The 24,856-nt window shown below is 62.2% G+C and carries 17 protein-coding genes; 12 read left to right on the top strand and 5 right to left on the bottom strand.

Annotation, left to right across the window (positions count from 1 at the left end; all coding sequences use genetic code 11):
• Window positions 1–2: 2 nt before the first annotated feature.
• Window positions 3–134, bottom strand: a complete 132-nt coding sequence (locus CQ13_RS40960) for a hypothetical protein (RefSeq protein ID WP_430649683.1) — start codon at window positions 132–134, stop codon at window positions 3–5.
• Window positions 135–138: 4 nt separating this feature from the next.
• On the opposite strand from CQ13_RS40960, the gene CQ13_RS13375 reads away from it, so the two are divergent.
• Entirely contained in the window at window positions 139–363 is a 225-nt protein-coding gene (locus CQ13_RS13375) for a hypothetical protein (RefSeq protein WP_197427325.1), read from the top strand.
• A gap of 210 nt (window positions 364–573) precedes the next feature.
• Here CQ13_RS13375 and CQ13_RS13370 read toward each other — a convergent pair whose 3' ends face one another.
• The 3 genes from CQ13_RS13370 to CQ13_RS13360 all read right to left on the bottom strand — a co-directional run bounded on the left by CQ13_RS13370 (window position 574) and on the right by CQ13_RS13360 (window position 10,484).
• Window positions 574–5,406, bottom strand: a complete 4,833-nt coding sequence (locus tag CQ13_RS13370) for an NAD-glutamate dehydrogenase (RefSeq protein WP_057843538.1) — start codon at window positions 5,404–5,406, stop codon at window positions 574–576.
• A 621-nt stretch (window positions 5,407–6,027) separates the two neighbouring features.
• On the bottom strand, window positions 6,028–9,216 hold the full coding sequence (locus tag CQ13_RS13365) for an efflux RND transporter permease subunit (protein ID WP_057843328.1): 3,189 nt from the start codon (window positions 9,214–9,216) through the stop codon (window positions 6,028–6,030).
• Between the two features lie 26 nt (window positions 9,217–9,242).
• Complete coding sequence (locus CQ13_RS13360; protein WP_057843327.1) at window positions 9,243–10,484, bottom strand: efflux RND transporter periplasmic adaptor subunit; 1,242 nt, start codon at window positions 10,482–10,484, stop codon at window positions 9,243–9,245.
• A 202-nt stretch (window positions 10,485–10,686) separates the two neighbouring features.
• Here CQ13_RS13360 and CQ13_RS13355 point away from each other — a divergent pair, with 202 nt between their 5' ends.
• From CQ13_RS13355 to CQ13_RS13305, 11 genes are all read left to right on the top strand, one after another.
• Entirely contained in the window at window positions 10,687–11,289 is a 603-nt protein-coding gene (locus CQ13_RS13355) for a TetR/AcrR family transcriptional regulator (protein WP_057843326.1), read from the top strand.
• A gap of 130 nt (window positions 11,290–11,419) precedes the next feature.
• Window positions 11,420–12,463 carry a LacI family DNA-binding transcriptional regulator gene (locus tag CQ13_RS13350; RefSeq protein WP_057843325.1) on the top strand — a complete coding sequence of 348 codons (1,044 nt, stop codon included), beginning with the start codon at window positions 11,420–11,422 and terminating at the stop codon, window positions 12,461–12,463.
• A gap of 79 nt (window positions 12,464–12,542) precedes the next feature.
• Window positions 12,543–13,997, top strand: coding sequence for a xylulokinase (gene xylB, locus CQ13_RS13345; protein WP_057843537.1), 1,455 nt, complete (start codon window positions 12,543–12,545; stop codon window positions 13,995–13,997).
• On the top strand, window positions 13,994–15,316 hold the full coding sequence (gene xylA, locus CQ13_RS13340; protein ID WP_057843324.1) for a xylose isomerase: 1,323 nt from the start codon (window positions 13,994–13,996) through the stop codon (window positions 15,314–15,316). The genes xylB and xylA overlap by 4 nt, the downstream gene beginning before the upstream one ends.
• Before the next feature lie 12 nt (window positions 15,317–15,328).
• A complete protein-coding gene (locus CQ13_RS13335; protein ID WP_057843323.1) occupies window positions 15,329–16,093 on the top strand; it encodes an ATP-binding cassette domain-containing protein in 765 nt (254 codons plus the stop codon).
• On the top strand, window positions 16,093–17,175 hold the full coding sequence (locus CQ13_RS13330) for an ABC transporter permease (protein ID WP_057843322.1): 1,083 nt from the start codon (window positions 16,093–16,095) through the stop codon (window positions 17,173–17,175). The genes CQ13_RS13335 and CQ13_RS13330 overlap by 1 nt, the downstream gene beginning before the upstream one ends.
• Window positions 17,176–17,262: 87 nt before the next feature.
• Entirely contained in the window at window positions 17,263–18,195 is a 933-nt protein-coding gene (locus CQ13_RS13325; RefSeq protein ID WP_057843321.1) for a sugar-binding protein, read from the top strand.
• A gap of 87 nt (window positions 18,196–18,282) precedes the next feature.
• Entirely contained in the window at window positions 18,283–19,260 is a 978-nt protein-coding gene (locus CQ13_RS13320; RefSeq protein WP_057843320.1) for an aldo/keto reductase, read from the top strand.
• Window positions 19,261–19,263: 3 nt separating this feature from the next.
• A complete protein-coding gene (locus CQ13_RS13315) occupies window positions 19,264–20,130 on the top strand; it encodes an amidohydrolase family protein (RefSeq protein WP_057843319.1) in 867 nt (288 codons plus the stop codon).
• Between the two features lie 793 nt (window positions 20,131–20,923).
• On the top strand, window positions 20,924–22,123 hold the full coding sequence (locus CQ13_RS13310; RefSeq protein ID WP_057843318.1) for an ABC transporter substrate-binding protein: 1,200 nt from the start codon (window positions 20,924–20,926) through the stop codon (window positions 22,121–22,123).
• Window positions 22,124–22,315: 192 nt separating this feature from the next.
• Window positions 22,316–24,118, top strand: a complete 1,803-nt coding sequence (locus CQ13_RS13305; protein WP_057843317.1) for an AMP-binding protein — start codon at window positions 22,316–22,318, stop codon at window positions 24,116–24,118.
• 125 nt (window positions 24,119–24,243) lie between these two features.
• Here CQ13_RS13305 and CQ13_RS13300 read toward each other — a convergent pair whose 3' ends face one another.
• Window positions 24,244–24,756: a winged helix-turn-helix transcriptional regulator gene (locus CQ13_RS13300; RefSeq protein ID WP_057843316.1), complete on the bottom strand. Its 513-nt coding sequence runs from the start codon at window positions 24,754–24,756 to the stop codon at window positions 24,244–24,246.
• Window positions 24,757–24,856: the final 100 nt, after the last annotated feature.

Here is a 24,856-nt window from a genome sequence, read left to right as displayed (position 1 = left end):
CGTCAGCCGGGCGGCCGGACCTCCTTGAGCTTGAGCGCGATGTGCTCCAGCGGGCTCATGACCTCGCTGATCGTCTTGGTGGCGACGCGGGTATAGAGCGCCGTGGTGTCGAGCTTGGCGTGACCGAGCAGCACCTGGATGACGCGGACATCGATGTTCTGCTCCTGGGGCGTTGCCGCTTACGTCGGAGAACGGGCCCTCAAGCACGGTCTGATCACGCGTGCGCTCGGAGACACCGTGAACTTCTGCCCGCCGATGATCATCACCAAGGCCGAGATCGGCGAGATGTATGCGCGCGCCGGACGTGCACTCGACGACACTTATGCGTGGCTGCAGGCCGGTCGCCCGGCGGCTGCGGCCTAGCGTTCCATGAAACCTTGTTCTCGGCTATCGACACAGCAATTGGCAGTTCGGGAAATGCCAGGTAGCGACAAAGTGGCGCCGCCCGCAGGAAGAGACGCTCCACGCGGCGCCAGGACAGCGGCTCTGATGCATGACCCAAGTTGTGACTGAACCGAAACCGTTGGTGAACGTTCGCTTTCACGCAACTCTCGTCTCGCCGCCGCGCGCCCATCAACTCTTCACCAAATCCCCCAGCAGGTTCGCCGTCACAGTCAGCTTGGCGAGCGTCAGTCCGCTGACAGCGATCTCCTCGATGGAGCGGCGGATACGCGTCGCCTCAGGATGAGCCGCGAGCCAGATCTCGGTAGCCTGCTGTCCGCATTGGCCGGTTGTCAGCATATCCGCGGCCAATCTTCTTTCGGCTGCTGCGATCTGGTCAATCGCGCGGTCGATGGCAAGGCGTTCGAAATGATCGTTTGCCGGAACGCTGCGCGCGGCGACGATGATGGGATGAAGGTGGAAATTGGCCTCGGCAGCGAAGAAGGTCGTGGCGGCGTCGCCGATCGCGCGGGTGGTGCGCTCGGCGACAGTCACGATATCCGGTGCGGAGACCAAGGCGTCGAGATCGGCGAGTTCGTTTGCGAGGTCGGTGGGGACGCCGGCATCGACCAGGTCCCGTCGCCGCTTGCTGCGGCCAGCCTGAAAATCCTGCGGCAGGGCGTTGTCGAGCCCGGCGGCGATCTGGCGGATACCCGGGCCGAAGCGCGAGATGACCGCGTCCAGGCCGGCTTTGAAATCAACGTTGCGCACATACCAGATCATGCGGGAGAGCAGGAGATCCTGAATCGCCGCGTAGAGGCCGAGTTGGACTTGACCGTTGATCTCCGTGTCAAGCGCATCAATCGCGTTGTTCAGCCGCTCGAGACCGTAAGATTCCTCCACCGCCACGAAGGCCATGGCGATGGTGGATACGTCGGCGTCCGTCTCATCGATGAGGCGGCCGATGCAGGTCGGGCCGCCCCGATTGATTACGGCATTGGCAAGATTGGTGGAGATGATCTCCCGGCGCAGACGATGGTGTTTCATGGAATCGGGAAACTTGTCTCGAATCTCGTGCGGGAAATATGTTGACAATTCGCCGATGAGATAAGGGTCGTCCGGCACGCTTGTGACGAGCAGATCATCGTAAAGTGTAAGCTTGGCGTAGGCGAGCAGGACGGCGAGTTCCGGCCGCGTAAAGGGTTGGCCGCGCTGAGTGCGCGCGGCGATCGCGACGTCGTCCGGCAGGAACTCAACGGCGCGGTCGAGGAGGGCCCTCCGCTCGAGCGCTTGCATCAGGCGAGCAAGGAAGCCATTGTCGGCCACGCCCTTGCGTTCGGCTAGCGACAACGCCAGCGACTGAAGGTAATTGTTGCGAAGCACCAGCGTGCCGACCTCGTCGGTCATCGCGGCAAGCAGGCTGTTGCGGTCACTCGAACTGAGGCGTCCCTCGCGTTCGGGACGCGCCAGCGCAATCTTGATATTGACCTCGACGTCGGAAGTGTTCACTCCCGCCGAATTGTCGATGGCATCGGTGTTGAGTTTGACGCCTCTCTGCGCCATTTCGATGCGGCCGCGCTGGGTCGCGCCGAGATTGGCACCTTCGCCGATCACCCGGGCGCGGACATTAGAGCCGGTGACACGGATCGGATCATTGGCGCGATCGCCCACCTGATCGTCGCTTTCGATCGACGCGCGGATGTAGGTGCCGATGCCGCCAAACCAGAGCAGGTCGACCCGTGCCTTCAGTATCGCCGTCATCACCTCGAAAGGCGTGGCTTGCGTCTTGTCGAGATCAAGCAGGGCCCGCACCTCCGGTGCGAGTGGAATTGCCTTGAGTGAACGCGAGAACACGCCGCCGCCCTGCGAGATCAGCGATTTGTTGTAGTCCTGCCAGCTCGACCGCGGCATGTGGAACAAGCGCAGGCGCTCGGCGTGGCTGATGGCAGGGTCGGGCGAGGGATCGATGAAGATGTCCCGGTGGTCGAAGGCTGCCACTAGCCTGGTCGCCGGCGAAAGCAGCATGCCATTGCCGAAGACGTCGCCGGACATATCGCCGACACCTGCAACGGTGAAGGGTATGGTCTGGATATCGGTGCCGAGCTCGCGGAAATGGCGCTTGACTGCTTCCCACGCACCGCGCGCGGTGATGCCCATCTTCTTATGGTCATAACCTTGGCTGCCGCCGGAGGCGAAAGCGTCACCGAGCCAATGGCCCTTCTCGACTGAGATCGCGTTGGCGGTGTCGGAGAAAGTCGCCGTGCCCTTGTCGGCCGCGACGACGAGATACGGATCATCCTCGTCGTGCCGCACAGTGTCGTCGGGCGGCACGATCGCATCGCCATCGAGATTGTCGGTAAGTTCGAGCAGCGAGCGAACGAAGATGCGATAGGCTTCGGTGCCTTCCGCCATCCAGGCCTCACGATTGGAGGGCGGCGGCAGGCGCTTGGGCACGAAGCCGCCCTTAGCTCCGACCGGCACGATGACGGCGTTCTTGACCTGCTGTGCCTTGACAAGGCCGAGGATCTCGGTGCGGAAATCCTGCGGCCGGTCGGACCAGCGCAGGCCGCCGCGCGCGACCCTGCCGAAACGTAGATGGATACCTTCGAGACGCGGCGAATAGACAAAGATCTCGTGCAGCGGTCGCGGAGCCGGCAGGTCATCGATTTTGCGGGCGTCGAACTTGAAGGAAATCACCGGGCGCGGATGTCCGTCCTGACCAATTTGCCACAGATTGGTGCGGACGATGGCCTGCACCAGATTGGTGAAGCGGCGCAGAATGCGGTCTTCGTCTAACAAGGCGACGGATTTGAGCAGCTCCTCAATCTCGGCGAGGAGAGCCGTCTCCCGCGCCGAGCGCTCGGCATTGGTGGCGGCGAGCCGCGGGTCGAAGCGAGCCTGGAACAGCGCGACGATGCTGGTAGTGATTGCGCTGTTCTTGCGCAACGTCCCCCACATATAGTCCTGGCTGAACGGAGCGCGGATCTGGTGCAGGTAGTGGGAGAGCGCGCGGATGGCCGAAACTTCGCGCCAGCTCAAGCGCGTGCGCAGGATAAGGGCGTTGTATCCGTCGGATTCGGCGCGATCGCCCACCACCGCCATGATCGAGGCTTCCAGGCGACGGCCGAATTCCTCGGTAATAACGATCGGCTTGCCGTCATTGGCCTCGATCGTCATGTCGTGTAGCCAAACCGGTGCGGGTATAGGCGTGGCGCTGGGCGTAATCTGGTAGGTGCGCTCGTTGACGACGCGCAGGCCGTGATTTTCGATGACCGGGACGCGATAGGACAGTGATAGCGGCGTGCCGCGCGAAAAGACCTTAAGGCCGAAACGCGTCGGATCATCGCCGTCGATGCGGTAGACCGAAAGCGCCACGGGACGAGCGGCGTTGAGCTTTTCGATAGTGGCGATGTCAGTGATGGCCTGTGAGGCGTCGAAGATCTCCGTATAGCCGCCGGTAAAGGCCCGGGCATAACGGTTGGCGAGCAGGCGAGCCCGCATGCCGTCAGTGGTGGTCGCAAGCGCGGCTTTCAGCTTGTCGCCCCATGTTGCGATGATTGCGCTGATCCCGCTTTCAAGCGTGGCGCGCTCGACGACGGGCGTTTTGCCTTCATAGCGCCCGATGATGTAGTGGACGCGCGCAAGCGGACCTTCGGGGAAGGACACGTAGGAGGCTGCCAAGGTCCCCTTGTATACCTGGGCCAGGAAGGCGGCGACACGCGTCCGTACGTCGGTGTCATACTTCTCGCGCGGAATGAACACGAGGATGGAGACGAAGCGGTCAAACTTGTCAGCTCGTGCCAACGCCCGCAAGCGAGGGCGCTCATAAAGCATCAGGATTTCCATGACGAAATTATAGAGCGTCTCGATATCGACCTGGACGATCTCGTCGCGCGGATATTCTTCGAGGATATGCAGCAGTGCCTTTCCGGAATGGCTGTTGGGATCGAAGCCGGCGCGCTCGAGCACCTGCGCCACCTTGTGGCGGGCATAGGGGATTTGTCGCACCGAACGAGTATAGGCGCCCGAGGTGAACAGACCGACGAGGCGCAGTTCGCCGTCGAGCCGGCCGTCCGCTGTGTACAGTTTGATGCCTACGTAGTCCATCCGGACGCGGCGATGGACGCGGCTGCTGACATTGGCCTTGACAACGATCAGGAGTGTCGGCTCGCGCATAAACTCGCGGATTTCCTGTGTCATCACCACCATTTCGGTGCCGCGGCGCAGCACCCTCACATCAGGATCACGCAGGATGCCGAGACCTTCGCCGCTGCCGATCTCGTCCGACGCAGCGCTGTCGGGCGAGAAGCGATATTCGCGCAGGCCCAGGAAGGTGAAATTGTCGGCGCACAGCCATTGCAGGAACTGGTTGGCTTCGGCGAGCTCGTCAATCGGCAGCGGCGGCGGATTGGAGCTCAAGGTCTTGATCGCTCCTTCGACGCGGGCGCGCATGGCTCGCCAGTCGGTCACGCAAGCGCGCACGTCGTTTAGCGTCTGGGTGAGGCCGTCGATCAGTTTCTGCCGGTCGTCAGCGGCGTCGAGACGGGCGATATGCAGATGGATCAGGCTTTCGCGCTCGCCCTTTGACCCTTCGGGCAGTGTTTCGCCATAGAAACGCAGCAGCTTGCCGTACGCATCGCGCTCGACGGCTATGATCGGATGGGCGACCAGTGTGACTTCGATGCCCTGCTCGGCGAGTTCCGCCATAGTCGAATCGAAGAGGAAGGGCATGTTGTCGTTGAGAACTTCGAGCACGGAAATCTCGCGCCCGTCCGGCATCATTGGATTGATGACGCGGATATCGGCACGGCCTGCCGCGCGTTGCTGCACATGCTCCCAAGCCTCTTCCGCCAGGAAGGCGAGGGACGCGGCATCGTAACTGGTGAGATCCTCGCTATTGGTGTGGCCGAACAGAAGCTCGGCAAAAGTCCGGGGGGTCTTGCCCGGCTGAACGCTTCCCGCTGCATCGCGGATCAGGGTTGCCCTGACCCTGTCGTCACGCCAGGACGCCATAACGTCCTCCATTTTCCGCGCCATCCGACCGCCGGCGCGATCTTCCGCTTGACTTTGGAGTGCATCTCTTCGAGGGCCATTGTCTCGACCGCGATTGATCGCGTAAGCGAAATCCTCGGTCTCGGAGCTTCAATAGCTCCTGAAGACGATACCATCCCAAAGCGGCCCCGGCCAGCTATAGCGGTGCCATCCCAGTTCCACAGTGCCCGTGGAGAAGCTCGCCGTGTGCGGTGCGTTCCACGACCCGATCTGCTCGGTCGCCTCCATGAGTCGGAATGCTGAAGAAGATATCGGAGGTTCGGTTGATGTGGGGAAAGGCGGTAGCGGCCCCCCGCTACCACGGGCTACGATTTTCTACGCCAAGCTACGATCTTCTGCGATTTCGTACGGTTGGAGCCCGCTGGCGCCCCCGAAACGTCAATGCAAGCAGCTCACCGCAAGGTCTCAAGCCGTACTGCAAGCACGCGCGCCCGGTCGTACTCGTCGAAATTGATCTATTCGTATTCGTCGATCGTGCGCGGCTCGTTCTGCCTCGCGCCGAAGGGCCGCGGCTCGCAGCGTTCCGCGGCCTATGGGCGCTCGACGTTTGGCCGCGGCCAACCACTGTCCGTCGTTCGATCAGAGTGCCCCGTATTAGCGACCGGGCTCCGGCGCATGACCAGTCGCTACACTGGCGGAATGGTTTGTCAGTGGCTTCAATCCCGTGACGGTGCGCAACAGAACATAGAACACGGGTGTCAGGAAGAGGCCAAACACCGTGACGCCGATCATGCCGGAGAAGACGGCGACGCCCATAGCTCGGCGCATTTCCGAACCGGCACCGGTCGAGAGCACCAGGGGCAACACGCCCATGATGAATGCCATCGAGGTCATCAGGATCGGACGCAGACGCAGACGGCTTGCCTCGATCGCTGCCCGGATCGGCGAACGACCTGCGAACTCCAGTTCGCGCGCGAATTCGACGATAAGGATCGCGTTCTTGGCAGACAATCCCACCAGCACGATCAATCCGATCTGGGTGAAGACGTTATTGTCGCCCTTCGACATCCAGACGCCGAACATCGCGGCAAGCAATCCCATTGGCACGATCATGATGATCGACAGGGGCAGGGTCAGGCTCTCATAGAGCGCAGCCAGCACCAGGAACACGAGGAGGATCGCGAGTGGAAAAACCCAGATGCCGGAGTTGCCGGCGATGAATTCCTGATAGGTCAGGTCGGTCCATTCAAACGCGAAGCCAGGCGGTAGCACTTCGGCGGCGATGCGCGTGGCCGCTTCCTGGGCCTGGCCGGAGGAATAGCCGGGCGCTGCCGCGGCGTTGACGTCGGAGGACAAGAAACCGTTGTAACGGATCGCGCGTTCAGGCCCGGCGCTCTGGCGAATCGTCAAGAGCGTCGAGAGCGGGATCATGTCGCCGGAAGACGAGCGCACCTTCAATTGCCTGATGTCGTCGGCCCGCGCGCGGAACGGCGCGTCGGCCTGCACACGGACCGAATAGGTGCGCCCGAACTTGTTGAAGTCGTTGACGTAGTACGAGCCCAGATAGATCTGCAGCGTGTTGAAGACCTCTGTCACGGGCACGCCGAGCTGCAAGGCCTTGGTGCGGTCAATGTCGGCGAACAACTGTGGCACGTTGACCTGGAAGCTCGAGAAGACGCCGGCGATTTCCGGCGCCTTCTGCATCGCGGCCATGAACGCGTTGGTTGCCTCGTTCAGCGCATCATAGCCGAGGCCCGCGCGGTCCTCGATCTGGAGCTTGAAGCCGCCGATGGTGCCGAGCCCGTTGACCGGCGGCGGCGGGAACATGGCGATGAAGGCCTCCTGGATCCCGGCATACTTCTTGTTCAGCTCGGCCGCGATCGCGGGGCCGCTCAGCTCGGGATCCTTGCGCTCGACGAACGGCTTCAAGGTAGAGAACACGATTCCGGCGTTGGAGGAGTTGGTGAAACCGGAGATCGACAGGCCGGGAAACGCCACCGAGCTCTCGATGCCGGGCTGCGTCAGCGCAATGTCGCTCATCTTGCGGATGACCTCTTCGGTGCGGTCGAGCGTGGCGCCGTCGGGCAGGCGTGCGAAGCCGACGAGGTACTGCTTGTCCTGACCCGGGACGAAGCCGCTCGGCACCTGCTGGAAGAGCAGGGCGGTCAGGCCAATCAGGAGCACATAGACGCCCATCACCGCCGCCTTGCCGGAGATCACTTTGGACACGCTGCCGCTATAATTCTCCGAGGCGCGCGCGAAGACGCGGTTGAAGCCGCGGAAGAACCAGCCGAGCCCTTTTTCCAGAATGAGGGTCAGCCTGTCCTTGGGCTCATTGTGGCCCTTGAGCAGCAACGCCGACAATGCCGGCGACAGCGTCAGAGAGTTGACCGCGGAGATCACGGTCGAGATCGCGATCGTCAGCGCGAACTGCTTGTAGAATTGCCCGGTGAGGCCGGAGATGAAGGCGAGGGGAACGAATACGGCGATCAAGACCAGTGCGATCGCGATGATGGGGCCGGAGACCTCCCGCATCGCCTGGTAGGTTGCGTCTCGCGGCGACAGCCCGCCCTCGATGTTGCGCTCGACGTTCTCGACCACGACGATAGCGTCGTCGACGACGATGCCGATCGCGAGCACCAGGCCGAACAGGCTGAGCGCATTAATGGAGAAACCGAAGACGTACATCACGGCGAATGTGCCGACGATCGACACCGGCACGGCCAGGAGCGGAATGATGGAAGCCCGCCAGGTTTGGAGGAACAGGATGACCACCAGTACTACCAGCGCGATCGCTTCCAGCAGCGTGTGGATCACCGCCTCGATCGACGAGCGCACGAACTGTGTGGGGTCGTAGACGATCTGGTAGGATACGCCCTCGGGCATGTTCTTCTTGATCTCGGCCATGGTGGCGCGGACGTGGTCGGAGATCTGGAGCGCGTTGGAGCCGGGTGCCTGGAAGATCGGGATCGCCACCGCCTGTTTGTTGTCGAGCAGCGAGCGCAGGCCGTATTCGGACGCACCTAATTCGATGCGCGCGACGTCGCGCAGCCGCACCACCTCGCCACGCGAACCGGTCTTGACCACGATGTCGCCGAACTGTTCTTCACTCGCGAGCCGACCTTCGGCGTTGACCGACATCTGAAGGTCGATGCCCTTGACGCTCGGCGAGGAGCCGACCACGCCGGCGGCCGCCTCGACGTTCTGCGCCTGGATCGCTTTCACGATGTCGCTTGCGGTCAGGCCGTGCTCGGCGGCCTTCTGCGGGTCGACCCAGACGCGCATCGAGTAGTCGCCGGCACCGTAGAGCTGGACATCACCGACGCCGTCGATCCGCACAAGGCGGTCCTTGACGTTCAGCACCGCGTAGTTGCGGAGATACGTCATGTCGTAGCGGTTGTTTGGCGACAGCAGGTGCACGACCATGGTAAGGTCGGGCGAGCTCTTCTTGGTGATAATGCCGAGCTGGCGAACTACCGCCGGCAGGCGCGGCTCGGCCTGCTGCACGCGGTTCTGCACAAGCTGTGTCGCCTTGTCAGGATCGGTGCCGAGGCGGAACGTCACTGTCAGCGTCATCGCCCCGTCGGTGGTTGCCTGGCTGCTCATATAGAGCATGTTCTCCACGCCGTTGATCTGCTCCTCGATCGGCGTTGCCACTGTCTCCGCGATCACCTTCGGATTGGCGCCGGGGTAGGTCGCGCGCACCACCACGGAGGGCGGCACGACGTCCGGATACTCCGAGATCGGCATGGCAAAGAGCGAGATCAGGCCGGCCAGGAAGATCACGATCGAAAGCACACCGGCAAAAATCGGCCGATCGATGAAGAACTTTGAGAGATTCATTGCTATGCCCCAAGCGCTGACGGTCGTTAGCGCTGCACGATTTGCCGGCCGCCGGAGTTCGATGCTTGCTGCGGTCCGCGCGAGCCCATCTCCGCAATTTCGGTCTTTAGGAGCGCGCCCGGGCGTACCCGCTGTAGGCCGTTCACGACGATGCGGTCACCGGATTTTAGGCCACCCGTCACGATGCGGAGCCCGTCGACAGCGCCGCCGAGCGTTACTCCGCGATAGACCGCGCGGTTGTCGTCGCTGACCACCATAACGAACTTCTTATCCTGATCGGTACCGATGGCTCGCTCGTCAATCATCACCAGCGTCTGTTGCTGAGGCTGGCCCATCCGCACTCGCGCGAACTGGCCGGGGATGAGGCGTCCATCCTCGTTCTGGAATACCGCGCGGACGCGTATAGTGCCGCTCTGGCCATTGACCTGGTTGTCGATCAACTGGATATGACCTTTGGCCGATGTGCCGCCGGAGGTGTTCATCTCGACGGGTATTTGATCAAGATTGCCGCGCTTGCCCGAATGATCTGCAATGGAATTCAGCGCCCGCAGCACGATCTCTTCGTCCGCATCGAAACTTGCATAGATCGGGTTGACGGAGACCAGAGAGGTCAGGACCGGGGAGGCAGTCCCTGCGGCCACAAGATTTCCGACGGTCACCTCGATCTTGCCGACGCGGCCATCGACGGGTGCGCGGACTTCGGTGTAGTCGAGATTGAGCTTTGCAGTCTGTAGCGTCGCCTCGGCCGCCTTCACATTGGCGATCGCTTCGCGATTGGCGTTGTCGCGCTGATCGAAATCGCGCCGCGTGACGACGGCGTTGCCGACGAGCTGTGCGCCGCGCTCGACTTCGCTCGCAGTGAAGATCGCGCGCGCCTTTGCTGCCTCGAGCTGCGCGCTCGCCTTATCCACTTCGGCGGCATAGGGCGCCGGATCAATCTTGAACAGGATATCGCCGGCTTTCACCAGCGCGCCCTCGGCAAAGTTGGCCGACAGGATCGCGCCAGCGACGCGTGGGCGCAGCTCGACGCGGTTGACGGCTTCGAGACGTCCAGAGAAGTCATCCCACAGTGCGGTCCTACGCGGCTCGACCACCGCGATCGTGACGGAGACCGCCTGCTCGGGTGCGGTCCCTGTGGTCGCCTGGGCTGCATGAAAATAGCGGCCGCTCGCGATCGAACCGGCCGCCGCGAGGACGCCGATGATGGCAACGCCGCCGACAACGCGTCTGAATCGACCGGAATGGAAGGTATTGGCGGATGGGGGCATTTGCGCGCTCCATAACTGTAGTGATCGCTACAGATATGGAGGTGGACGGCGGTCTGCAAGATACTTATGTACTGCGCACTACGAAAATCTTATGTCGCAAGCCGCAAGACTGGAAATCAAATAAAAGAACCACGATAGATCAGAAGGTTAGAGGATTGAACGCCGAGCGGAAAACGGCGTCGGCTTCAAGGGAGTAACGCGAATGGCCATGGGACGCCCGAGAGAATTCGATGCCGATGCCGCATTGGATCAGGCGATGGAAGTCTTCTGGAGACATGGCTATGAGGGCTCGACCATTGCCCAGCTTACCGAGGCGATGGGCATTAACCCGCCGAGCCTCTATGCGGCATTTGGAAACAAGGAAGGTCTCCTGAAGGCTGCCCTCGACCGGTACACGGCCAAACGTGCGGCCTGGATGGAGGGGGTTTTGAGCGCGCCGACCGCCCGCGACGTCGCGGAGCGGATGCTCATGGAGACCGCGGACATCCAAACCGATCCTGACAATCCGCCCGGTTGCCTGCTCGTGCAAGGCGGCCTTGCCTGCGGTACCGGTTCGGAGAACGTTCCCTTTGAGCTCGCAGCGCGCCGTGCACTGACCGAGGATCAGCTACGCGAACGCTTCGTCAAGGCAAAGAAGGAGGGCGATCTGAAGCAGACCGCCGACGCTGCCGCGCTTGCGCGCTATCTTTCGGCGGTCTCCGCCGGCATGGGCGTGATGGCGTCATCAGGCGCCGATCGCGAAGCACTGCGACAAGTGGCGAACGTATCTGTCAAGGTCTTCGAGGAACAGTCGACGAAACGTTGACGATGCCGCAGTTCCGCTTTCTGGATGCAGCCCCGCTCCACGGCAGTGGCCCCGAACCTGCTCCACCTGCTGCGTCGTGTTCCTCAAAATGAGTTGCGTACCTCAAATAACCTCTGCTAGCCTTCAGCCCATGAAGGAGCCGGACGGCAACAACCCTCTTACGCTCAGGGACATCGCCCGCCAGGCTGGCGTCAGCCTCGCGACGGTCGATCGCGTCCTGCACAACCGCCCCGGCGTGCGGCCGGACACGGTTCGCCGCGTCAAGGAGGCGATCGAGCGGAATTCCTTCCAGCCACATGTGGCCGCGGCCGAGCTCGCCCGTGGCCGTGCCCGGCGCTTCGCCTTCGTGATGCCGTCGGGGCCGAACCTGTTCATGCAGCAGATCCAGTCCTATCTCGGCGAGATGTCGGGCTGGCTGTCGGCCCGCCGGCTCGCGGTCGAGATGGTCGCGACCGACGTGTTCGATGCCTCCGTTCTCGCGAGCTCGCTGGAGGCGCTTGCCGGCGAGTATGACGGCGTCGCGCTTGTCGCGCTCGATCATCCGAGCGTGCGGGCCGCCATCAATGATCTCGTCGATGCTGGCGCCAAGGTGGTGACGCTGGTTTCTGATGTGCCTTCGTCGCGCCGTCACTATTATGTTGGCATCGACAATATCGCCGCCGGGCGCACCGCCGGCGCGCTGGTCGGCCGCCTCGTTGGTCCGCGTTCCGGCAAGGTCGCGATCGTCGCCGGCTCGCAAGGCCTGCGCGACCATGCCGAGCGCATCTTCGGCTTCAATCAGGTGATGGCGTCGGAGTTTCCTGGGCTTAACGTGTTGCCCGTGCTCGAAGGGCGCGACGAGGACGGGCGCTCGGAACAGCTCATGTCGCGGCTGTTCGGCAAACATCCTGACATCGTCGGCCTCTACAATGTCGGCGCCGGAACGCAAGGCGTTGCCAAGGCCCTGATCGATTCCGATCGCGAGAAGCAGGTGGTGTTCGTCGGACACGACGTCACCGTGCTGACGCGCAAGCTCTTGTTGCAAGGCGTGATGGATGCGGCGATCTCGCAAAACCCGGGACATGAGGCCCGTGCCGCCGTGCGCGTGCTGCTCGCGCTCGCCCGCGGCGAGCCGATCCTGAGTGAACAGGAGAAGATCCGTATCGACATCGTGATGCGGGACAATCTGCCATAGCCTGCAGAACTGATTTGCAAGACGGCCCGATGTGGGGAAGGCGACAAAGATCGCGAACCGGGCCGGAAGGGAGGATGACGTGTATCTCGGGATGGACATCGGCACGTCCGGTGTGAAGGCGGTGCTCGTGAACGAGGCTGGCGCAATCGTCGCGACAGCCGCGCGCGAGCTTGCGCTCTCGCATCCCGCACCTTTGTGGTCCGAGCAGGATCCGGACGCCTGGGTTGATGCAGCGATCGGCGCCATCGACGATCTCGCGTCCGTTCATCCGAGCGACGTCGCGCAGGTGCGTGGCATCGGTCTCTCCGGCCAGATGCACGGCGCCACCTTGCTCGGCGAGGACGGTCGTCCGCTGCGTCCGGCCATCTTGTGGAATGATGGCCGTTCCCATGTCGAATGCAAGGAGCTGGAGGCGCGCTGTCCCTCGCTCCACGCTATCGCCGGCAATCTCGCGATGCCAGGCTTCACCGCGCCAAAGCTGCTCTGGGTAGCGCGCCACGAGCCCGAGATTTTCGAGCGCGTGGCAAAAGTGCTGCTGCCAAAGGCCTACGTGCGCTACCGCCTGACCGGCGAGATGGTCGAGGACATGTCGGACGCCGCCGGCACGCTCTGGCTCGATGTCGGTCAGCGCCGTTGGTCTGCGGTGCTGCTACATGCCACCGGGCTCGATCTCCACCACATGCCGCGCCTGGTCGAAGGCAGCGAGATCGGCGCGGCGCTCGCCCCCGAACTTTCGAGGCGCTGGGGCATGGCGAAAGATGTCATGGTGGCCGGCGGTGCGGGAGACTGTGCCGCGAGTGCGATCGGGCTCGGCGCCATCACGCCCGGCGATGCGTTCCTGTCGCTGGGAACTTCGGGCGTGGTGTTTCGCGTCACCGACAGTTTTGCGCCGGCGCCGGCGTCGGCTGTGCACGCCTTCTGTCATGCGCTTCCGGGTCTCTGGCACCAGATGGGCGTGATGCTGGCGGCGGCTGCCTCGCTCGCCTGGCTTTCGGGCGTCATGGCGACGCCTGCCGCCGCGCTGCTGGCGCCGCTCGGCGAGACCGTCCGCGGACCGAGCCCGGTCAAGTTCCTTCCCTATCTCGATGGCGAGCGCACGCCACACAACGACGCTGCCGCCAGCGGCGCATTCGCAGGTCTTCGCGGCGCGACGGGACGCGATCAGATCGTCCAGGCCGTGCTCGAAGGCGTGGCCTTCGCCGCGCGCGACAACCTCGCGGCGCTCGGCAACGCCAGCGGGATCACGGAGGTCGACCTTGTCGGCGGCGGCTCGCGCTCGGCGCTGTGGGCCCAGATCTGCGCCGATGTGCTCGGCATTCCCGTCCACCGCGTCGAGGAGGGCGAGGTCGGTGCAGCGCTTGGCGCGGCACGGCTCGGTCGGCTTGCCGCAACCAACGAAAACCCTGCCCAGATCTGCACGCGTCCGCGGCGGCTTGCGAGCTTCACGCCGCGTGCGTCTGCCGAAGCCGCCTACGATGAAGCCTATCACCAGTGGCGAAAACTATATCCCGCGCTGAAGGAGTTCTCCCTGTGAACGTGTCACCCAAATTCTTCGGGGCGAGTGCGCCGGTCGCCTACGGCGGCAAGGACGCTAAAAGCCCGCTCGCGTTCCGCTGGTACGACAAGGATCGCGTCGTGCGCGGACGGCGGCTCGAGGATCACCTGCGTTTCGCGGTCTGCTACTGGCACTCGTTCTGTTGGCCCGGCGGCGATCCCTTTGGCGGCGAGACATTCCTGCGGCCCTGGCATCGTGGCACGGACATGATGGCGTTGGCGCGGGCCAAGGCCGATATCGCCTTCGAGCTGTTCCGCCTGCTCGATGTGCCCTTCTTCACCTTCCACGACGTCGATGTCGCGCCGGAAGGCGCCTCGCTCGCCGAATCCGTCGCCAACCTCAACGCCATTGCCGATCTCTTCGAACAGAAGATGGCCTCTTCCAAGGTGCGCCTGCTCTGGGGTACGGCCAATCTGTTCACGCATCGCCGCTACATGGCCGGCGCCGCGACCAATCCGGATCCGGACATTTTCACCTATGCCGCCGGCCAGGTACGGGCCGCGCTCGAGGTGACCCACCGTTTGGGCGGGCAGAACTATGTGCTCTGGGGTGGACGCGAAGGCTACGAGACGCTGCTCAACACCGACATCAAGCGCGAGCTCGACCAGCTCGGCCGCTTCGTCTCGCTGGTCGTCGAGCACAAGCACAAGATCGGTTTCAAGGGACCGATCCTGATCGAGCCGAAGCCGAAGGAGCCGACCAAGCATCAGTATGATTTCGACGTCGCCACATGCTACGGGTTCCTCCAGCGCTATGACCTTCTGAAAGATGTCAAGCTCAACATCGAACAGAACCACGCCATCCTTGCCGGCCATTCGTTCCAGCACGAGATCGCGCTGGCCCAGGCGCTCGGTGTGTTCGGCTCGCTCGACATCAACCGCGGCGACGATCTGCTCGGCTGGGATACCGACCAGTTCGCGATGAACGTGCCGGAGCTGGCGCTGGCGTTCCACGACATCCTGAAGGCCGGAGGCTTCACGACGGGCGGTCTCAATTTCGACGCCAAGATCAGGCGGCAATCGATCGATCCGGACGATCTGATCCACGCCCATGTCGGCTCGATGGACGCCTGCGCGCGGGCGTTCCTTGCCGCCGCCGACATGCTCGATGCCGAGGCGCTGACGATGCCGATTGCAGAACGTTACGCCGGATGGGCCGATGCCGAGGGACGCGCGATCCTCGCTGGCCAGCGTTCGCTTGCCGATCTTGCTAATCGCGCGCTGGCACCCGGTTTCGATCCGCAGCCGCGCTCGGGTCGTCAGGAATATCTGGAATCACTGGTCAACCGGTACGTCTGAGCGAGGCCGAGCATGGAAACCGCAGGTGCAGCCGGGCAACCGGTTCTGGAATTGACAGGGATCGGCAAGGAGTTCGGCGCGATCCGCGCGCTGCACGACGTCGACATGCAGGTCTTCCCCGGCGAGGTGGTCGGCCTGATGGGCGACAACGGCGCGGGCAAGTCGACGCTCGTCAAAATCATCGCCGGAAACTTCCGCCCCACCCAGGGCGAGGTCCGCTTCGGCGGCAACGCGGTCCATTTCTACCGTCCCATCGATGCTCGCGTGGTCGGGATCGAGGTCGTCTATCAGGACCTGGCGCTTGCCGACAATCTCACGGCGGCGGCAAACGTCTTCCTCGGCCGCGAGCTCAAGCGCAAATTCGGCCCGTTCGCCTTCCTCGATCACAATGCGATGGCGGCGCGCGCGCTGGAGCTGTTCGGCGAGCTGCGCTCCGAGACGAGACCGCATGATCTCGTCAAGCAGATGTCGGGCGGCCAGCGCCAGGCGGTTGCGATCGCAAGAACCCGCCTGTCGAACGCCAAGCTCGTGATGATGGACGAGCCGACCGCGGCGATCTCGGTCCGCCAAGTCGAGCAGGTCCTGGGCCTGATCCATCGGCTGAAAGAGCAGGGCGTCGCCGTCATGCTGATCTCCCACCGCATGCCCGACGTGTTCGCGGTCTGCGACCGCGTCGTCGTCATGCGCCGCGGCGAGAAGCGGGCGGATAAGTCGATCCGCGATACCAGTCCCGAGGAAGTCACTGCCCTGATCACCGGTGCGAAGGAGGCTGCGTGATGGCCGTGCCCCTGGAATCCCCGATCTCCTTCACCAATGTCGGCCGTATCAGGTGGTGGCAGCGCGGCATCTTTGCATCCCAAACCGGCTACGTTCTGCTCGCGCTGCTGGGGCTGCTGATCGCGATGCATTTTGCGAGCCCCTACTTCTTCACGCAGGGCAACATGCAGAACGTGGCGAAGAACTTTTCCTTCATCGCCATTGCCACCCTCGGCATCACCTTCGTGATCATCACCGGCGGCATCGATCTCTCGGTGGGATCGATGATGTGCTTCTCCGCCATGATCACGTCCATGGTGATGTCGGGCCTGTCGACGCCGGGCATGCCCGGCGCGTCCTTGTTCGTGCATCTGGCTGCGGACGGCAAGACCGTGGTCGCCAATGTACCGGGGCTGATCCTGCTTGTCTCGATCCTGGCGGGACTTGTCACCGCGCTGATCGTCGGCCTCGTCAACGGCTTCTGCATCGCCGTGCTCGGGCTGTCGCCCTTTGTCACTACGCTCGGCATGCTCTCGATCGTCCGCGGTCTCGGCTATGTCGTCTCCAACGGGCGCGGCAGCTTTCCGGGCGGACCAGACGCCGACTATTTCTACGCGCTGACATCGGGCGATCTGTTCGGCGTACCGGCGCCATTCATCTATCTCGTGATCCTCGCGGCGGTAATGGCGGTCGTGCTGCACCACACGAGCTTCGGCCGTCACGTCTTCGCGCTCGGCGGCAACGAGAAGGCGGCGGAATTGACTGGCATCCCGGTCGTACGGGTCAAGATCGAAGTCTACGTGATTTGTGCGCTGGCCGCAGGGCTGCAGGGCATCATCGTTTCGGGCTGGCTGGGGTCTGCGCCCGCGAACATGGCGACATCCTACGAACTCAACGTGATCGCAGCGGCGGTTATCGGCGGCGCCAACCTCGCAGGCGGCGTCGGCGGCCCGCTCGGGGCCATCGTCGGCTGCGTGCTGCTTGAGGTGATCCGCAATGGCCTCGTGCTTGCGCAGGTCAGCTCCTACTGGCAGCAGACGCTCGTGGGCGTGATCATTATTCTGGCCGTGCTGGTCGACCGCATCCGCTCACGCATCACTTGAGGTTACTCTGGGAGAGCAACGAACACTTCGTCTATCCGCCTTCTGGAGATCGAATTCAAAAGGATAGGCACAAATGTGGAGGGACCAATGAGGAAAATACTTCTCGCCGGAATGGCCATCGCGATGATGGCGACCCCGGCATTCGCCCAGACCTACAAGTTCGTGATCGTGCCCAAGGCGATGAACAATCCGTTCTTCGACGTCGCGCGCGACGGTTGCCTCAAGCGCGCCAAAGAGCTCGGTAACGTCGAATGCATTTACAAGGGGCCGGTCGAGCATGAGCCTGCGACGCAGGCGCAGATCATCCAGGACTTCATTACGCAAAAGGTGGATGGTCTTGCGATCTCGGTCGCGGATGTCGCAGCGATGACCAAGTCGATCGAGGCTGCGACCGCGGCCGGTATTCCTGTCATCACCTTCGATGCGGATGCGCCTGGCTCCAAGCGCATTGCCTATATCGGCACCAACAACAAGGACTTCGGCCTCGCGCTCGGCAAGCAATTGCTGCAGCTCAAGCCCGAGGGCGGCAAGTATGCCGTCGTCTCCGGTGGTCCGGGCGCCAAGAACCTCGCCGAGCGCGTCGATGGCGTGCGCGAGGCGCTCAAGGGCTCGAAGTGGGTCGAGGTCGCGGGCTCGCCGACCTTCTGCAATGACGATCCTGCGCTCGCGGTCCAGCAGATGGCGGATCTGCGCACTGCTACGCCGGATCTCGGCGCGATAGTTCCGGTTGGCGGCTGGCCGATGTTTGCGCCGGAAGGCTACAAGGCCTTTGTCAACAAGAACAAGAAGGACATCGATGCCGGCAAGCTGACGCTCGTCGTCGCCGATACGCTCAAGATGCAGCTTGAACTCTTGCGTGACGGCTACTCCAACGCGCTTACGGGACAGCGCCCGTTCGAGATGGGCGAGAAGGCGATGGACACTCTGCTGGCAATCAAGAAGGGCCAGAAGGTTCCCGAGGTCATTTATACCGGCCTCGACCTCGTGACCAAAGACAATGTCGCTCAACTGTTGAAGTAGGAAACGTTCTCAGCCCCAACGTTCCTGCGCTACACTCCCTCTCCCGCTTGCGGGAGAGGGAGTGCTGATTCGACCCTGGAGCTTGGAATGAAGCGTACACGGCTTGCGGATAGGCTCGACGTCACGGCGATTGGTCTCGGAACCGCTCCTCTCGGTGGATTGTTTGCGCCGGTTAGCGATGCGGATGCCGAGGCGACGATCGAACGCGCCTGGTCGCTCGGTGTCCGCTTCTTCGATACTGCGCCGCTCTACGGCTTTGGATTGGCCGAACGTCGCCTGGGCAGTTTTCTGCGCCGGCAGGAGCGGAACTCCTTTGCAATCTCCACCAAGGTGGGCCGCTTGTTACGCCCAGCCAGTGCTGCTGCGGAAGACGATTACTACAAGGGCACATCCGCCGAGCGGCCGCGGTTCGATTTCAGCTACGACGGCGTGATGCGTTCGGTGGAGGACAGCCTCGACCGTCTCGGGCTCGACCGCGTCGATGTATTGCTCGTCCATGATCCGGATGACCACTATGAGGATGCAGTTGCCGGTGCCTTCCGCGCGCTCCAGCGCCTGCGCGACGATGGCACGGTCAAGGTGATCGGCGCCGGTATGAATCAATCCGAGATGCTCGCCCGCTTCGCCGAAGCGGCGCCGGTCGATTGCTTCCTGCTGGCGGGCCGCTACACGCTGCTCGACCAGGGTGCGCTGACGAATTTGTTTCCGATCTGCCGTGCGAAGAGCATTGGCGTCATTCTCGGGGGCATCTACAACAGCGGCATCCTCGCGAACCCGCGCGCCGGCGCGAAGTTCAACTACGAAGACGCCGATGCGGCGCTCGTCGCCCGCGCGCTGGCGCTGGAGGCGCTGTGCCGCAAGCATGGCACCGAGCTCAAGGCCGCCGCAGTCCAGTTCTGTATGGCCCATCCGGCGGTAACGGTCGCGCTACAAGGTGCGCGTAGCGCTGCGGAGGTTTCGGACAACATCGCGATGGCCGAGCGGCTGGTGCCGTCCTCCTTCTGGCAGGAGCTGCGCGAGCGCAAGCTGGTCGATGCGGCCGCACCGCTGCCGGGTGGAGCCTGACCCATGGTGATCGACGGTCATCAGCATTTCTGGGATCCCGCGCGTGCCGATTATCCGTGGATGGAGGCGCCTGAACTTGCACGGATCCGCCGCGCTTTCGGCCCGGCCGATCTCGCGCCGGTGCTTCGCGCCAACGGGGTCGACGCGAGCATTCTGGTGCAATGCCGCTCCTCGATTGAGGAGACCGAGGAATTCTTGCGCGTCGCCGCTGCGACGCCGTTCGTCATCGGTGTTGTCGGATGGGCCGATCTCACGGACGGCGCGCTCGACGAGACGCTCGATCGGCTGCGTGGTTCGCCCGGCGGCGACAAGCTGGTCGGCATTCGTCACCAGGTGCACGACGAGTCCGATCCCGATTGGCTGCTCCGCGAGGACGTGCAGCGCGGCTTGGCCGCAGTGGTTGCGCACGATCTCACTTACGATCTTCTGGTGCGCACGCGTGAAACGCCGGCCGCGATCGCAACTGCGCGGACGTTTCCGCAAGGGCGCTTTGTCCTCGATCATGCCGCCAAGCCGCCGATCGCTGAGGGATTCAGCCGTAAATGGGCCGATCTTCTCGTCGCACTCGCCGCTTGCGGCAATGTCTGGTGCAAGCTCTCGGGTCTCGCCACGGAGGCCAGGTGGAACGACTGGGATGCGGAACGTCTGCTTCCGTTCGTCGCGCACACCGCCAAATGCTTTGGCGAGGATCGCCTGATCTTCGGCTCCGACTGGCCGGTGTGTTTGCTCGCGGGAAGCTATGGCGCGACCAAGGGCGCGCTCGAGGAGTGCCTGATGAAGTTTGGTCCGCACGTGCGCGACAAGGCGTTTGGGGCGAACGCTCAGCGGGCATATCTTATTCCTTCCCCAGTGGGAGAAGGTGGCGCGTAGCGCCGGAAGAGAAGTTCTGTCCGCGAACTCACCCGATATCGTCAGCCGCTTTGCACGCCGCCAAGTGGTCGAAATCGGTAGAGTCGATTCTTTCTTCCCAATGCGTCGTCGATGCCGGCGTTGGCCGACGGGTAACGCCCATTTAATGACACTGCGATCAAGCAGCTCTTTCTCAACCATGCACGGCCGTGGACTTGAAGAGCAAAATTACGCCCCCGTCTCACAGCAGTTCTATAGTAGAATTTATATTACTTCGCTCGGGAAGAAGTATTCCCGTCGCATTTCTGACGGACCGCGTTGCTTCACCTGCGCCGGTTGTTGCGCAAACTAAGTTCGTGCGGATGACACGGCAATTACCAATGAATCCTATTAGGTCAGCGCCGGAGACGCCACGCCACCCAAAATGGAGTGAAGCCCATTTCCGGCAACAGAAGAACTGGTTTCGAGGGACTTGACTAGTTCTAAAAAAGAACTGTAGGTTTACAGAACAAGACGGTCGAACAACGGCTGCGACTTGCAGGATCGCGGCCCCGCTTGGGACGCGCGCTCCGCTATTCAGAAGGGGAGGCACGCTATGATGCTCAAAGGTTTCAAGCCTGCTGCCGCGCTAATGCTGTTAGCGCTGGGATCACCGCATTTGCCGCTGGCGCGCCGGGTGTAAAGCCGTCCGCGCTGGGACCAGTTCAGCGAAGTTCTCGATGCCGCTTTTGAGTGACAAGGGACGAGCAGCCAGCGGCGCAACAATAACAGAACCACGTGCCCGTAAGGTGCATCGCGTTTGGGAGGACGAAAAATGTTGATGAAATGGAAGATCGTGGCGGCTCTGGTTTTACTTTTGTGCGGCCCGGCATTCGCAGCCGAAGAGCCAGGAATCTCAGCGACCGAGATCAGGATTGGCGGCGTTTTTCCCTTCAGCGGACCGGCGTCATCGATCGGTCTCGTGGGCAGGGGCGTTATGGCCTATATTCAGTCGGTCAACGACCGCGGCGGCATCAACGGCCGCAAGATCAACTACATCGCGTATGACGACGCATACAGTCCTCCCAAGGCGGTGGAGCACGTCCGCAAGCTCGTTGAGAGCGACGAAGTGTCGTTCATGTTCGGCCAGCTCGGCACTCCCGGCATCTCGGCTACGGCAAAATACCTGCGGTCGAAAGGGGTGCCCAGCATCGCAATTATCAGCGGGTCATCCAAGTTCACAGACGTCGCCAATTACCCGCTGACCACGACAGGTCTTGTCAGCTACGACACCGAAGGAAAAATCTACGCCAAGTATCTGACGAGGGTGCTGCCAAACGCCAAGTATGCCATCCTCTATCAGAACGACGATCTCGGCAAAGATTATGTCAACGCCTTCAAGGCGTTTCTCGGCAAGGATTTCGACCGAAAGGTCGTGACCGCTTCCTACGAGGTCACCGAACCGACGGTTGATTCACAGGTGGTCAATCTGAAGAGCTCCGGTGCGGATGCCCTCGTGATCGCCGGCACGCCGAAGTTCGCCGCGCAGGCTATCCGGCAAGCCTCGGTGATCGGCTGGAAGGCGACCGTGATCATTAATTTTCCATCCGGCTCGGTCGGAGGCACGCTAGCGCCCGCCGGTCTCGACAAATCGGTCGGCGTGATCGTCGGTACGACCAACAAGGATGTTCTGGATTCGGCTTGGAAAGACGACCCGGGCATGCAGGCCTTCCGGGTGTTCTTTGACAAGTATTTGCCGGGCGCCGACATCACCAACGGCAGCTATCTGACCGGCTATCAGCAAGGCGTCCTGCTCGAGCAGATTCTAAAGCAATGCGGCAATGATCTGTCACGCAAGAATATCCTTGCGCAGGCCAAGAACCTGAAAGACTTCGTCGTTCCGACTGCGCTACCTGGCATCAAGGTCAACACCACCGACACCGAGAACATGATTTGGACGCAGATGCGATTGCAGCGGTGGAGCGGCACGAACTGGCAAGCCTTCGGCGACGTGCTGGACGCCAGGTCCGAGTGACCTGGCGCGGGCGAAACGACGGTTCTGGCAAGTTCGCGACTTGGGTGCGAACTGTCGACTGGTCGCGCCCGTCAGACCGATTGACAACTCGCGTTATCCAGGCCGGCGGACCCACGAGCACCAGGTATCGGTGGTGAATCGGGTTGCTGCCTTCAAGCGCTCCTTTCCCGGTAGTCCAGGAGATCATTTTCCATGTCGACGAAGGCACTGACGTTTGCGCCAAGAGAGCTTTGCATAGAGCGTCGAACCGACGGAACGCTCATCTTGAGCTCGCCTGTTGAGTTGGGGGAGTGTGCCTGGCGCATCACGGATTTCCTTCCGACCTGGGCAAACTCTACTCCGGATAGAGTTTTTCTTGCGCAGCGCAATGCGAAGGGCGGATGGGACGAGATTACCTATGGTGAAGCATGGTTGCAGGTTCAGGCGGTCGGCCAAAGCCTGATCGATATGGGCGCAAAGCCGGCTGACAAGCTGGCGGTACTTTCAGGAAACTCCATCGAGAACGCCGTGATCTCGTTTGCCGCGATGTCGATAGGGCTAATTCTGGCGCCGATATCGCCAAATTACACGCTGATGCCCGGCGGCCTGGCTCGTCTCACGGATATCGCGGAGGTGCTGCGTCCGAATTTCGTTTTCGTTCAGAGCGGACGCGACTTTTCTGCGGGCCGCTCCATTCCGGAACTGGCAGCCGCGACCTGGATCAGCGTCGATGGCGCGCCGGACACGGTGCCTTTCCAGGCTCTGACCGCCCGAAGCGGGAGCGACGGATTCGAGCGCGCGTCACGTGCGGTGTCTTGCGACGCTGTCGCAAAGATACTCTTCACGTCCGGTTCGACCGGTTTCCCCAAAGGCGTGCTCAACACCCACCGCATGATGGCGAGCTCACTGCAAATGGGGAGTCTGCTGGTGTCTGCTCCGGACGCGCCGGTGCAGGTCGAGTGGCTGCCATGGCACCATACAATGGGCAGCAACGTAATCCTTCACGGCATCCTCAAGAATGGCGGTACGCTTTACATCGACGATGGCCGGCCGCTGCCTCAGCTCTTCCACAAGACAGTCGCGAATCTCAAGGAAATTTCACCCACCGCCATGTTCAACGTGCCTGCCGGCTATAATCTCTTATGTGACGCGATCGAGAACGATATCGATCTTGGCGCCAGCGTGTTCAAGCGAATGGATAGATTGAGCTATGCCGGAGCTGCAATTTCCCAAGGGACGCTTGAAAAGCTCTATCGGCTGACAGCGTCGATCACCGGCCGGCGAATTCCGGTCATGTCGGGCTACGGCACGACCGAGACGGCCCCGACCATCAGTACGACTCACTGGGCGACCGACCAGCCGGGAGAGATTGGTCTTCCCGCGCCGGGTCTGCAGCTAAAGCTGATTCCTGTTTCCGATACCTATGAGGCGAGGGTCAAGGGACCCAACGTCACCCCCGGTTATCTCGGAAGGCCGGATTTGACGGAAAAGGCCTTCGATGAGGAAGGGTTCTATCGCATCGGCGACACCGTCTCGTTTCTGGATCCGCAGAAGCCGGAGCGGGGCCTGCGTTTTACGGGCAGGATCTCCGAGAACTTCAAACTCGCGAACGGCACGTGGGTCTCGATCGGGAATATGCGCGCAGCAATCCTGGCCGCAACGCGCGGCGTATTGCTGGACATTGTCGTTGCGGGGGAAAACCGTGAATCGTGCGCGCTGCTTTGCTGGTTGAATCCGACCGAGGCGGCGCGAATTTCGAAGACGCCAGCCTCGGATTTAACCTGCGACGCTCTCGTGGTTCAATTTCTTAGAGATCGTTTTCAGGAATATAATGAGTCCGTTGGAAGCAGCGAACGAATCTGTGCATTTTCCCTGCTGAAGGATCCACCGTCAATGGCGGCAGGAGAAATCACCGACAAGGCCTACGTCAATCAACGTGCTGTCCTGAAATATCGTTCTGAACAGGTTGAACGCCTCTACTGCAACGAAGCAAGTCGAGATGTGATCCGGATCTAAGTGCGGTTCAACTGTTCGCGACCGTTGCCGGACATCTCGTGTCCGTCTGATGGCGCTTGCGGATATTCCTGCGTTGCAATCTGCTGAGTCGGGCGCCGATGCGGTTAGCCGCGGTGAGTGGCCACTCAAGCGGCGCTGCGGCGCGCCTTTGCCTTCGGTTTCTCTGGCGCCTTTATTGCCGGGGTGCTTCGGGCACCGGGGCCGGGGTGGGTATGAACCTCCTTGGCCGAAAGTGGCTCGCCGCATTCGGAGCACACCATGACCGGATCGAAGTTTTTTCCGCACTTGCGGTGCTGGTGCAGCAACGGCCGCCCGCGTTCGTCGACCATGTGCGTGTCGCCCCAATGCACAATCGCCATCATGATCGGATAAAGATCGAGGCCCTTTTGGGTAAGAATGTATTCATGCCGTTTGGGCGACTCCTGATAGGGAATGCGACGCAGTACGCCCTGGCGGACCAGTTTCTTCAACCGTTCGGCGAGCAGATGGCGTGTGATTCCGAGCGCGGACTGAAATCCCTCGAAGCGGCGCGTGCGCAGGAAGCACTCGCGCAGGATCAGAAGGGTCCAGCGGTCGCCGATCACGCCGATGGTCCGGGCCATGGAACATGGCTCTTCCTCCAGTTCATCCCATCTCATTCAGTTCATCCCATCTCATTCCTGCTCTCCGGTCTTCCCACACTAGTTCCGCTCGAATCGTCCAGCGAACTATTGGTTCCGCTACCATTCTAGTTAGGTA

The sequence above is a fragment of the Bradyrhizobium retamae genome, assembly GCF_001440415.1.
GTDB lineage: Bacteria > Pseudomonadota > Alphaproteobacteria > Rhizobiales > Xanthobacteraceae > Bradyrhizobium > Bradyrhizobium retamae.
The sequence above is the reverse complement of the archived record's forward strand: the minus strand, read 5'-3'. Positions and strand labels throughout refer to the sequence as shown.